10 protein-coding genes, 1 tRNA gene and 1 pseudogene are annotated in these 11,528 nt (G+C 64.6%); 1 reads left to right on the top strand and 11 read right to left on the bottom strand.

Going from position 1 to position 11,528, the window contains the following annotated elements; translation table 11 throughout:
* Nucleotides 1-169 precede the first annotated feature (169 nt).
* The 9 genes from VFZ09_RS06145 to VFZ09_RS06105 form a co-directional block, all read right to left on the bottom strand.
* The gene (locus VFZ09_RS06145; RefSeq protein ID WP_329726533.1) at nucleotides 170-2,410 is read right to left on the bottom strand and encodes a peptidase domain-containing ABC transporter; all 2,241 of its coding nucleotides are present in this window, start codon (nucleotides 2,408-2,410) and stop codon (nucleotides 170-172) included.
* On the bottom strand, nucleotides 2,400-3,356 hold the full coding sequence (locus VFZ09_RS06140) for an efflux RND transporter periplasmic adaptor subunit (protein ID WP_329726532.1): 957 nt from the start codon (nucleotides 3,354-3,356) through the stop codon (nucleotides 2,400-2,402). The genes VFZ09_RS06145 and VFZ09_RS06140 overlap by 11 nt, the downstream gene beginning before the upstream one ends.
* Nucleotides 3,353-4,303, bottom strand: coding sequence for an efflux RND transporter periplasmic adaptor subunit (locus VFZ09_RS06135; RefSeq protein ID WP_329726531.1), 951 nt, complete (start codon nucleotides 4,301-4,303; stop codon nucleotides 3,353-3,355). The genes VFZ09_RS06140 and VFZ09_RS06135 overlap by 4 nt, the downstream gene beginning before the upstream one ends.
* Nucleotides 4,304-4,797: 494 nt before the next feature.
* Nucleotides 4,798-5,775 carry a type VI immunity family protein gene (locus VFZ09_RS06130; protein ID WP_329726530.1) on the bottom strand — a complete coding sequence of 326 codons (978 nt, stop codon included), beginning with the start codon at nucleotides 5,773-5,775 and terminating at the stop codon, nucleotides 4,798-4,800.
* 19 nt (nucleotides 5,776-5,794) lie between these two features.
* On the bottom strand, nucleotides 5,795-6,322 hold the full coding sequence (locus VFZ09_RS06125; protein ID WP_329726529.1) for a hypothetical protein: 528 nt from the start codon (nucleotides 6,320-6,322) through the stop codon (nucleotides 5,795-5,797).
* 10 nt (nucleotides 6,323-6,332) lie between these two features.
* Complete coding sequence (locus VFZ09_RS06120; protein WP_329726528.1) at nucleotides 6,333-6,722, bottom strand: PAAR-like domain-containing protein; 390 nt, start codon at nucleotides 6,720-6,722, stop codon at nucleotides 6,333-6,335.
* Nucleotides 6,719-7,618 (bottom strand): beta-ketoacyl synthase N-terminal-like domain-containing protein, encoded by a 900-nt coding sequence (locus VFZ09_RS06115; protein ID WP_329726527.1) that lies wholly within the window; start codon nucleotides 7,616-7,618, stop codon nucleotides 6,719-6,721. The genes VFZ09_RS06120 and VFZ09_RS06115 overlap by 4 nt, the downstream gene beginning before the upstream one ends.
* A gap of 185 nt (nucleotides 7,619-7,803) precedes the next feature.
* Entirely contained in the window at nucleotides 7,804-8,808 is a 1,005-nt protein-coding gene (locus VFZ09_RS06110; RefSeq protein ID WP_329726526.1) for a DUF2169 domain-containing protein, read from the bottom strand.
* Nucleotides 8,809-8,927: 119 nt separating this feature from the next.
* Complete coding sequence (locus VFZ09_RS06105) at nucleotides 8,928-10,223, bottom strand: TIGR02270 family protein (RefSeq protein WP_329726525.1); 1,296 nt, start codon at nucleotides 10,221-10,223, stop codon at nucleotides 8,928-8,930.
* Between the two features lie 124 nt (nucleotides 10,224-10,347).
* Here VFZ09_RS06105 and VFZ09_RS06100 point away from each other — a divergent pair, with 124 nt between their 5' ends.
* Nucleotides 10,348-10,716, top strand: coding sequence for a hypothetical protein (locus VFZ09_RS06100; RefSeq protein WP_329726524.1), 369 nt, complete (start codon nucleotides 10,348-10,350; stop codon nucleotides 10,714-10,716).
* A 179-nt stretch (nucleotides 10,717-10,895) separates the two neighbouring features.
* Here the strand turns inward: VFZ09_RS06100 and VFZ09_RS06095 are convergent.
* Both VFZ09_RS06095 and VFZ09_RS51555 read right to left on the bottom strand, forming a co-directional pair.
* Nucleotides 10,896-10,972, bottom strand: a tRNA-Pro gene (locus VFZ09_RS06095).
* A gap of 195 nt (nucleotides 10,973-11,167) precedes the next feature.
* Nucleotides 11,168-11,506 (bottom strand): annotated as a pseudogene (locus tag VFZ09_RS51555) (integration host factor subunit alpha); the annotation flags it as partial.
* Nucleotides 11,507-11,528: the final 22 nt, after the last annotated feature.

Below are 11,528 nucleotides of genomic sequence, written 5' to 3'. Positions count from 1 at the left end.
GGGCTCCTGGGGGGTCGAAGCGGGCGCGGACAAGCGGCGGCAGTATAGAGTGCCGCCTGCTGAACAGTTCAGGCGAAAGGACGGCCGGTCGGGTACCTGCCCGAGGCCCCTCCAACACCCGGCGGATGGCTGTTCGAGGCTCTTGGATTCGCGGAGCCTGGGACTCGGCCTACCCTGCCCGGGCCCTGGGCGTGGCGGGCTGATCCATCTGCGCGTTGACGAGCTTCGCGTAATAGCCGCCGCGCGCCACCAGCTCCTCGTGGCTGCCCGTCTCCACCACGCGTCCCGCGTCCATGACGACGATGACATCCGCCCGGCGGACGGTGCTCAACCGGTGGGCGATGACGACGCGCGTGCACTTCAGGCTCGCGAGGGCCTGCTGCACCTGGGCCTCGGTGATGGCATCCAGCGCGCTCGTCGCCTCATCCAGCAGGAGGACCGCGGGGCGGTGCACCAGGGCTCGCGCCAGGGCCAAGCGTTGCCGCTGGCCTCCGGACAGGGCCGAGCCGCGGTCCACCAGGAGCGTGTCGTACTGCATGGGCATGGCCACGATGTCGTCGTGGATGCAGGCCAGCTTCGCGGCTTCGATCACCCGCTCCAGGGGCAGCTCGGGCTCCGCCAGGGCGATGTTGTCCCGCAGCGACGAGCCGAAGAAGGACGGATCCTGCAGAACGATACCCATTTGTGACCGGAGCGAGCGCAGGTCCAGGTTCGTCAGATCCAGGCCGTCATAGGCGACGCGGCCGGAGGTGGGCAGGTAGAGCCCGAGCAGCAGGTTGGCCAGCGTGGACTTGCCGGCTCCCGAGCGCCCCACGATGGCGATCATCTGCCCCGGGGCGATCTTCAGGGACACGTCCTGGACCACCAGGGGCGAGGTGGTGCCATAGCGGAACGACACCTTCTCCAGCTCGATGGCGCCCTCGAGCTTCACCGGCATGGCCGCCTTGTCGCGGGGTTGCTCGGGGGGCGCGTCCAGCACCTCGTTGATGCGCTCCAGGTAGCTGCCCAGGAGCTGGAACTCACCGGCCACGGCGATGAGGTTGGCCAGGGGCACCAGCATGGCGCCCGCCAGCGCGTTGAGGCTCAGCATCTCGCCCAGGGACAGCCGCCCCTCGAGCACCTGATAGGCCCCCACCACCAGCAGCACCAGGGGCGAGGCCAGCCGCAGCATGCTCGTGAGCGACTCCACCCAGAGCCCCAGGCGCCCGCGCTCGAGCGTGACGTTCATCACGTCCACGTAGAGATGCGAATAGGACTCCACGGACCGCCGCTCGGCGCCAAAGGACTTCAGCGTCTGCATGCCGGTGAGCATGGCGATCTGATAGCTCTGGTTCTTCGCATCCAGCTCCAGGCTCTGGGACAGCAGGCTGCGCCGCCGCTCCCGCGTCACCAGGAAGACGAGCACCTGGATCGCGCTGAGTCCCAGCACCACCAGGCCGATCCACGGGCTGACGAGGAAGAGCAGCACGAAGTAGAGCAGCACCAGCGACCCATCGAGCATCGTGGAGATGACGGTGGAGGAGAGGACCTCGCGCACCTTGGACTGCATGCCCACGCGCATCATCAGGTCGCCGGCCGGGCGGAGCTGGAAGAAGGAGAAGGCCAGGCCCACCAGGTGGTCCAGGAAGCCCAGCGTCATGCCCGAGTCGATGCGGGTGCGCATCTCCAGGAGCAGGTGGCCGCGCAGCAGCGAGGCGATGAGGTGGAACAGGACGAGCCCGGACAGGGACAGGGCCAGCACCGCGAGCAGGTGGTAGTCACCCCGAGGCACCACGCGGTCCACGACCATGCCCATGAGCATGGGGACGGCGAGCGCGAAGAGCTGGAGGGTGGCCGACAGCACGATGATGCGCTTGAGCGTGTCGGATTGGCGCAGCAGCGGCACCAGGTAGCGGAAGGCTCCGGCGCGAGGCGTGACGATCCGCTGGAAGTCCTCGCCCGGCTCGAAGAGGAGCGCCACGCCGGTGAAGTGCCGGCTGAAGCCCTCCATGGACACGAGGCGCCGTCCCTGGGCGGGGTCGACGATCTGCACCTGGCCGCGGACGAGCCGATCGAAGACGACGTAGTGGTTGAAGTCCCAGTGGAGGATGGTGCCGGTGGGCAGGTGCTCGAGCCGATCCAGGTCGATGGCGACGGCGCGTCCCCGGAGACCCAGGCGGCGCCCGGCCTCCAGCAGCGTACGCGCGGAGATGCCATCACGGCCGATACCAGTCACCGCGCGCACCTGGTCCAGGCTCATCTCCCGGCCGTGGTAGCCCAGCACCATGGTCATGCACGCGGCGCCGCAGTCCGCCACCGACAGTTGCCGCACCTCGGGCAGGGTCTTCAGCCGCGCCTGCAGCCGCTTGAGCGCGGGAAAGCGCTCCAGGAACCCGGGCTTGTGCTCGGAGGGCGTCTGCTCAGTCGTCATGGGGGAAGAGGGCCTTGAGTCCCGGGATCAGCGTCAGGATGATGGGCTCGGAGCGGACCGCGACCTCCGCCCGCGCGGGCATTCCATCGAAGAAGTCCAGCACCCGCCCCTCGTGGGTGAAGGTCCGCGAGGGGATTCTCGCCCGCACCAGGACGATGGGGCCGTCCACCTTCACCGCATCGCCCAGGTCCGGCCCCAGGTAGCGCTTGAGCTCACCGGGGCCGATGATCTGATCGCCCACCGACTCGATGAGCACCTCGCGGTAGTCGTAGTGGAAGCCAGCCAGCTCCACGCGCAGGGGCATGCCGGGCTCGAGGAAGGGCCGGTAGTAGCCGGGCAGGAAGGCCAGCAGGAACACCGGCGCATCGTCCTCCACCAGCGACGCGACCGAGGTGCCCGCGGTGAGGAACTGTCCGGGCTGGATGCGCAGCGCCCCCACCACGCCCGCCACGGGAGCGCGCAGGGAGCGAGCCTCCACGCGGGCCTGGGCCAGCTCCTGCTCGGCCCGCAGCGCCGTGAGGGCCAGGCGGGCGGACTGATCCGTCAGATCGCGCATGTAGCGCACCAGATTCAGCTCCAGCTCGTGCTGGACGCGGGTGAGCGTGTGGCGCTCCTCCTCGGATTGCAGCGTCACCAGGAGCTGTCCGGCCTCCACGCGCTGACCGGGCTGCACCAGCACCGAGGCCACCACACCACCCGCGGGCGTCGTCACCTCCGTGCGCCGCTCGATCCGCACCACCGCGCTGCCGGAGGCGTACTCGGAGACCGTGCCGATCAGACACACGAGCAGACCCACGCCCAACATGCCCATCAGCAGCGCGTACGTCCAACGCGTCCAGCCGGGGGCGAGCTGCAACACATCGCCCTCCTGCCTGCGGTAGTGCTGGTAGTACTCCAGCGCCTCCTTGCGGAAGATGGACGGCTTGCCCTGGCCTTGCTCGCTCACTGCCGCGCCCCCACCGTACTGCCCGCCTGCGGGGCCTGCGCACTGGCCGCCGGCTTCACCCGCACCGTCGTGCCCGCGGGGACGAAGACACCCGGGGGCACCTCCACGTCCGCGAGCGCGAAGATCATCAGGGAGGCGACATCCACCTCCGGAGCCACCTGGCTCACGCGCCCCTGGAGCACCCGCTGCTGCTCGGTCACCTCCACGCGCACCGATTGCCCCACCTCCACGCGCTGCACCTGTTGAGCGGGGATGGCGAAGCGCACCTGCGGCGTTCCACGGCGGAGCACGTGCACCATCGCCTGCCCCGGCTGCACCAGTGCGCCGGGATGGGTGAAGCGCCCGGCCACCTGACCGTCGAAGGGAGCGCGCACCACCAGTTCTTCCACGCGCTGGCGCAGCTGGGCCACACGGGCCTCCTGCTCCTGCACGCGCGCCTGGGCCTGCGCCAGCTTCGCCTCGGCGAGCTGCTGCTCGAAGCGCGCCGCGGACACCTCTTCCTGGGAGATGGCGCCCACCGAGAGCTGTGCGGGATCCTCCCGCCGCTGCAACCGCTCTTGGGCCTGCTTCAGCGACAGCGCCGCCACCTGCTGCTCGGCGCGGCTGGACAACAGCGCCGCCTCGGCGATGGCCAGTTCCTGCCGCGTGCCCGCGGAGTCCAGCGTCGCGACAACCTCACCCCGGCGCACCACGCTGCCCACCTGAACGCGCACGTCCTCCACGCGCCCTTCCAGCCTCGCGGCGAGATTCACGGACGCATCGGAGATCACCACGCCCAGCAGGCCCTTGTCGGTGGTGTCTTCCGGAACACTCCGGGCCACGGCGTTCCCGGGGGTCGGCGTCACACCACCCCGCTCCGGGTGGGAACGCGGGCGGAGCCACGCCACACCTCCCAGGAGGGAGAGCAGGATCAGGGCCAGCCCTCCGATGAACGCGCGTGAAGCCATCGCCCGCATCGTAGGGGATCTGCCGCCGGGCCCGAAGCTCACGCAGGGGGGGAGCTAGGGTTGAAACTCCAGGGCCTTCTCTGGTCGAGGCGATTGGAACTGGACCAGCGGCCCCTTGCACCTCAAGGAACCTAGGGAGCCGTCCAGCCCTAACCAGCGGTTCACAACCCACCGTAAACACTCGGGTTTCCTCATCCGAAGTTGTCCAGCCGTCCCAGCCAGTACTCCAAAACCCTAGATTTTTGCGGCTAGCTTGCTGCTGGGCCCCGCCTCGGTGGCACCCGTGGCCTCGGGGTCTGGCCGGCTGCTGACCGTCCGGGAGGTTGCGGAGCGGCTGGGGTGTGCCGGGCCACGGATTACCAGCCGTGCGTACGAATTGCCCCACGTCCGCATCTTCAACGCGGTGCGAATAACGCAGGGCGCGGTGCGCTGGCGCTGGCGCGTCTACATGCGAGTTGAGCAACTGGGCCGACACACTCCGTACGGCCATGCCGTTATCGATTGTCCCAGGCCAGAGCAGGACGGAGATCGAATCGCTCCAGCCACGCCTGTCCAGCCGCCTCGTCCGGAAGGCCGAGATGGAGCGGAGCTGAATGCTCGAACCGTCGCGGCCTTAGGACCTTGGCGACTAGAGGGAGCAGCCCGAGGTCACCCGCACCGCGGTTCACATCTCCAACCGGGGGATGTCTGGCTCCACGAATCAACAAGCCGTTTCGTAGGCGCTGGACCTCGCAACCCTCGAGCGCTGACCGTAGCTTCTCTTCTCCCCCGAGTGCCTCCGCTGTCTCGTTATCGAGGAGATTGAGCCAGTGCGCGGTTAGAACCCTGCCGCGCATCCAGTTCTTGACCCAATCGTAAGCAGGATCAAACCCCAAGAATCGGGGAACCAGCTTCTGGATTTCTTCTCGTGCCTCCACCTCGTACGAGATGGTGTAGATGAACGACATCCCAGCATGACCCGTGGAGAATGGGAACAGTTCAGCGGCCTCTCTGATGAACGCGAGGAACACGCTGTCTTCGACCGTGTTCAGGAAGTCCCAGGGGAACTCCAGCCGCAGGAGGCTGGTCTCGTTCGGGAAGATGGGCTCCGCGAGGGTCGAGCCGCGATAGCGGGCGCCAAACTGGCCAGCCTGGCCATCACTACTTGAGGAGAGCACGAATCCATATCCCTCGATATCCTCGGTAACCGGCATCGTTCGCAAGTCGTTGAGCAGGTGGGTGCGCCGGCCGAGGTCAAATGGCTCCCAACCGCCCTGCACATATTCATCCTCGCTGGTGACGTAGGTCGTCGCAATCGCTCCCTCGGGGATGAATCGAAGGTAGCTCTCAAGGACATCGGCTGTCGCGGCATTGGCTGCCGGCAGTGGAGCAGCCGTGTAGAGCAGGAGTGCCATTCCGGGCCGCACCACGACTACCTCGTCACCGTCGTAGGCCCGGGTCTTCGCAAGGAAACTCAGTTCTCGTCTCGTCATTGACTGCCTTCCAGGCTGACTAGCGGCAGGACTGGCTGGTGAGTGGCGTGGGCATCTCGGTAACGCCCAGCCTCATGCTTAACTTCAGATAGCGATCATATTGTGATTTGCCCTCTGGGAAGTAGAAATCCGCGCCTGGGTTCCCTTTTCCCCGAGAGAAGCGGACCTCGCCCGTCCGTTTGTCGTAGTACTGTGTTCCACCAGGGCAGACGAATTTGAAATCGAAGAATTGCGTCGGGTTGCCGGCAGCATCAGTGGAGCATGCGTCCGGCCACAGTGTGCCCTTCAGCGTTCCGGCGGCTTTCATCTGGGCGCGGCTCTGCGTCAGGCGGCTGCCGTCGCTCGCATACCCTCGCTCTCCAGCGATATGGGGTGGCGCTTTATGGTTCTGGATGGCCATATCGCAACACTCGTGCTTAGCCTCTCCGAGCGAAGTGCAGGTGTCTTCCGGCTTTGGCTTAGTATTTTTGTGGCACTCACAGAGGATTTCCTGGAGCACCATCTGCGCGGTGACTGGACTGCCCGATTTTTGACTGACCATTGTCATGAGGGCCCACTCACATGCAGTTCTTCTTGTTGTTGGTCATGATGTCGCCCAGCAATTGGACGTTCTTGCCTTCTATCTTGACGTTCATCGAGCCAGGACCAACGAATTCGGTGACGTCCTGAGTGCTGGCGGAGATCAACCCGCCCCCCGTTCCCTGGCTCGCCACGTCCCCTGTGCTCTTGAAGGATGCACCTTTGATCGCGACCTTCTTACCCGTCACCGTGACCGAGGTCGAAAAGCCCTGCGGCGAGTTGTCCGACTTACCGATATTGGGCAGCGGCGTGGGAACGAAAGGAGCGGGTGGCCCTGGCATCTTGCAAACATTTGGCAAGGCGGCCAATTTGATGCCGTTGCTATTTTCAGTAACAGGCGTTCGTGGGGTATTGACCGTGACGTTCATCGCGCTCCTTCTTGATTGAAGTGAAGCACAGCCGCACCGCGGAGGCCGGACTCCGAACCGCACCACACCATCGGGGCAGCACCGGGCGAGAAGCCCCTTTCCTCGCTGACGATTGGCAGCATCAGGAGCAGGGGCGCCGTGGCGGCACCGGTATGTCCCCAACAGTCAGCTGGAGCGACATAGTCCACTGCATTCACGATCGTAGCGGATGGGACGCGCAGGATGGCGTATGAAAACTCGTCCTCCCGATAACGCTCGCCATTGATGTCGCAGTATTGCTTGGTGATGGGCATTCCCGCCTCGGCGGTTGCCTCGCGTATGGCTTGCGCGAGCCCCTGGCCCACACACACGGTTCTCGTGTGCATTGCATGCTCCTCCTGGGCCATGGCCACTCCTGCGATTCTTGCCAGCGATTTGAGTTTGAACCGGCGGGCGAATTCAGCGTTGCACACGGCGAGCCAACCCGCGCCTTCACCGGGCGGAAAGCCCCAACGGTTGCTGGAGGATGCAACCCGCCCGGCTTCATCCAGGGACTCAAGGAGATCGGGATCCATGAAGGAGTCAGCGCCACCCACGAGGCAGCACTCCGCCTGGCCGCTGCGCAGCTCAGCGACCGCTCGCTCCAGCCCCACGAGGCCCGATGCATTTCCCTCAGTGATGACGGTCATCTCAGGAACACATACGGAGGCGGCGTGTTGCGCCAAGCGATCGAAGATCCACCGGGCATCGTCCCGGGTGAAGAGCGGGCTCAGCTCCGGGAGGCCCAGATAAATCGGTAGCCTCATCTTGCGCTTCGGAGGCAGGCATTCGATGACTTCATCGAAGGCGCTGGTGGCGAGTTCAAGGATGCGCTTACTCCGCACCTGCTCGCCCAGGGTCCGGTCCATGGCGGTCATGAAAGGCTCGCCGGACCTATCAATCATGAAGGGGTGTTGTTGGATCCGGCATATCCCGGCGCGAACCGCCATGGCTGAGGGGTAAGCACTGAGCCCCACAGGAGTCCGCGCCCCCAACCCGATAATGCAGGTCTGAGTGCCCACTGCTTCACCTCGGCCGAGACCGGAAGCCCGGTTGTGGAGAGTCACACATAGCGCTTCTCGATGATCCGGGTGGAATCGATGTTGTCAATGTCATGATGACACGACAGGGTGCTGTGCCAGACCATGATCAATCTTGAGTGATCGGGTTCGATCACAACTGTATTGAGTTTGGCGTGATGTGTGAGGCTCCGCCGTCCGATGTGCGTGGTGAAGGTGAAGTAGCGCTTCGGAAGATCGAACTGCAAAGCGCCGCTTGGTGTCAAATTCACCAGAGCAATGCGCTCGCCGCCGCGCAGCGGGGGATCGAACTGTTGATCGACGGGAGCGCATTGAAGGAATTGTGGATCATAGTCGGCCGGCAGCAACGGCTTTTGAGTCCTCACCCACTGATCGTCATAGGTGCCCTGATACCGGCTCCTCGGTTCCCAGTAACTGCAGAGCGCTCCGAATCCGGCAGGCCCCTTTTCCAGCGGCTCAGTCGGAAGTTCTATATTAGGAAGCGGCTTGCCCAAGCGGTGCCCGTCACTGGTACAGAAGCCCGTGCCTACTGGATTGCGCTGATCAAGACGGTGTTTGGCTGGCTCGGGATCCTCCCGGTCATATCCGCCGTAGGCGCGCTCAAAAATGATCGGCATCCGCACGAAGGGCAGTGGGGACGTTGGCACCAACTGCCGTACAAGGTTCCGCTCCCACTTGCGATCGCCGCGGATCAGAAGCGCCTTCTGTCCGCAGGGCGTCCTGATGCCCACCAAGAGCTCGGTGCAGGGCTGACCGCGTTGCGCATAGGCCGTGGCGTTGAGATAGAGGTCCGTGCGGGGCTTAGCAGCGATCAAATCCTGCTCGTAGATCAGACTCGACTCCCCCTCTTTCCCGCGGTACTCGGGAGCCAGTTTGGGCTCTACCTGTTGGTCCGCAATATCGATCGCCCCCCCGTTTCCAATGTGGAATGTACCCTTGACAACCACGACCCAATGTTTTTCGCCACGTTTATCGATGGTGACGATCGAGGCAGCGGCAAATGGTGTGTGGTTGCGGATCTCCCACATGCGACGGCCCTCGGTTGATGAGCAGCAGCGTGGAGACTGTAGGTAAGGAAGAGAGATAGGTCAATCGCATCTGGGCGTGAGAAAATATGGAGCGCAACCGTGTGAGACGGGCTCCTACGTCAAGCCCCGAAAAGGCTTGTGAACGGACTTATCGAGAAACTCGTACGTCCGGCCAGGGCTGCCTCCAGTTCCGCGTGCTGCCTGCCAGTGAAGGCCCTCGTCTGGATGTCATGCGCACCTCGACTTCGGATTGACAGTTCCAACGCGAGCACGTGACGGCGTCGCATCGACTCGCGCCCGATTGCCGTCAAGAGACCCGCAGCGTCGAGTTTGCTCCCTCGAAGGTAACGGACACCACGTTCGAAGTTCTTCCGAGCCTGCTGCCACCAGTTCTCAACGGCATCGCGGATCGGCACAGGAAGGCTCGCCTCCGGCGATGGCAGCAGATTGGCATCCAAATCCTCCTGTTCTAACGGAACTAGAGCCTCCTCCTCCTCCTCCACTATCTTTTGGTACTCCCCTTCCAACTTCAGTCCCGTGATGGCCGAGAACGCTTCGCCAGCCAAGGCCGCTGCTTTGGTGTCCTCCATCCATTCCAGACACGCATCCGCAGCAATAACCTGTCCGCTGAATCCAAGCGCCCAGAGCACATCGGGCCTCAATTCTGGCTTGCGCAGCAAGCTGACCAGCCACTCCGTTTCTCGCTCGTCTCCGCCGAGCGCTAGCACGACTAAGCACTGCCGGTGACCTGCTCCTCTCTCTTCGGCCACCTTGCGGCACGTCTTCCATGCCATGCGAGTCCCTAAGACAAGCCCCGCCATGATGGCGGCCCCGCGCACTCCGGGGTGCGAATCCATGAGAAGTCGCGGCAGGAGGCCCATGACAAGATCCCGGGGAAGAGCCCGCGCAGCGCGCAGTGCGGCGATCAAATGCTCGGCATCATCATGGTAAAGCCACTGCTTCCTTATCTCTGGAGGAACTACTCCGCGGAATGCCAGCACCTGAAATGCCAGGAGCCGCAAGGCCCTATCATCCGCCGCAAGACGTTTGAGCAGCACTGCTTCCAGCCCATTGCGCCTGCTCAGTTCCAGCGCGCGTCCTACGGCCGCGCGCTGCACATCGTCGCCTGAGTCGAGCACCCACAGGATCTCCTTGAGTCCCCGCTCCCCGTTGTTGGCGAGTAGCGCCAAAGCCGAGGCAGAGATCCGCTCGGCCTCGTCTGTGTGCAGGCCTGGTAGCAACAACTCGTTCACGGCACTTTCGCCTCCCACTACCAACCCATCCAGATGGACCAGCAGCCGCTCCTCACGCTTCGCGGTATCCGACAGGTTGCAGTCGGCAGCCACGAGAGCTCGCTCCCACTGAGACCAGAGGAACGTCGCCTCGTCGAGGTGCTCCTCCAAAACGTCCATCATCACGGGTTTCATGCCGCAGTGAGCATAAGTCGAGTGTGTGCCCACTTGCGAGCGGCGGACGGGTGCGGAGATGTAGAGGCAATACACCGAGGCCGATACGTACAATGTACCGGCCTTTGGTGATATGTTCCGACGTCTCATTGCCCTGACCCCGAAGCTGCAGAACAACCCTGGCGAGGGACTGGTGCCAGAGCAGTGGCTGGCCGCCCAGGTGGCGCTGGACACGCTGGCGTCGCACCTTCAAAGCGGATTCATCCAGGCAGAGTCCCTGGATGCTCCCAGCAACCAGCCCCCCCCCTGCGTGGTGCTCACCGTGAAGGGCCGCAACGCCGGTGTCGGGGCGCTGGGCTTCATGGGCGGGCACTTCGACGTCGTGCCCGCGGACGAGAAGGACATAACCCCGTCGTGCTGTCGACTTCCTCGCCCGGAAGCGCCCCAGCTTCGAGCTCGCGCTCAACGCGGTGCGAGGGCATGTGCTCGCGTCCGAAATTGAGGCTGTGCTGCGCGCTCTGACCTCGGGCGACGCCTTGCTCGCTGCACTTCCATGCGCTGCGCCACACGACCGCTAGCTCACCGAGGCCGTTCTCCACGGCCTGTTTCGCGGGAGTCCGGGAGCCCAAAAAAAACGAAGGCCCTGGAGCCCACCTTGCGGTGAAACTCCAGGGCCTTCTTTGGTCGGGGCGACTGGATTTGAACCAGCGACCACTTGCACCCCAAGCAAGTGCGCTACCAGGCTGCGCTACGCCCCGTTGCGGCGTCTCGTCGGCGTTCCCGTCGGCGAGATGGGCTGCCTTATGCCGTCACCCGAACCACAGGTCAAGCACGAGATCGGGCGGCCCTTCAAAAACTCACTCGGCCTTGGCCTTCATTCCTCCGGCCGAGGCCTTGTACTCCTCGACCTCCTCCAGCTCCTCGTCCAGATCCTCGGGATCCAGGCCAGCGGCCTCGGCCGCGTCGGCGGCGGCGTCCTCGGCGGCGTCCAGCTCCGAGTGGTTCTCGGGAATCTGCTCGCCGTTGAGGGCGGCCTTGAGGACCGCGCTCGGCCGGAAGGTCAGCACGCGGCGGGCCGAGATCTCGATCTCCCTGCCGGTCTGCGGGTTGCGGCCCACGCGCGCCTTCTTCTGGCGCACCTGGAAGTTGCCGAACCCCGAGATCTTGATCTTGTCCCCGCGCTCCAACGTTTCCTTGAAGGTGTCGAAGACGAGCTCGACGATCTCCGCCGACTCCTTCTTGGAGAAGCCGACCTTCTCGTAGACCCCTTCGATGATGTCCGCCTTGGTCATGCGAGTACCTTCGCGCCCCTCT

The organism is Archangium sp., assembly GCF_036277355.1.
Lineage (GTDB): Bacteria > Myxococcota > Myxococcia > Myxococcales > Myxococcaceae > Archangium.
This window is presented reverse-complemented; position numbering and strand designations above follow the sequence as displayed.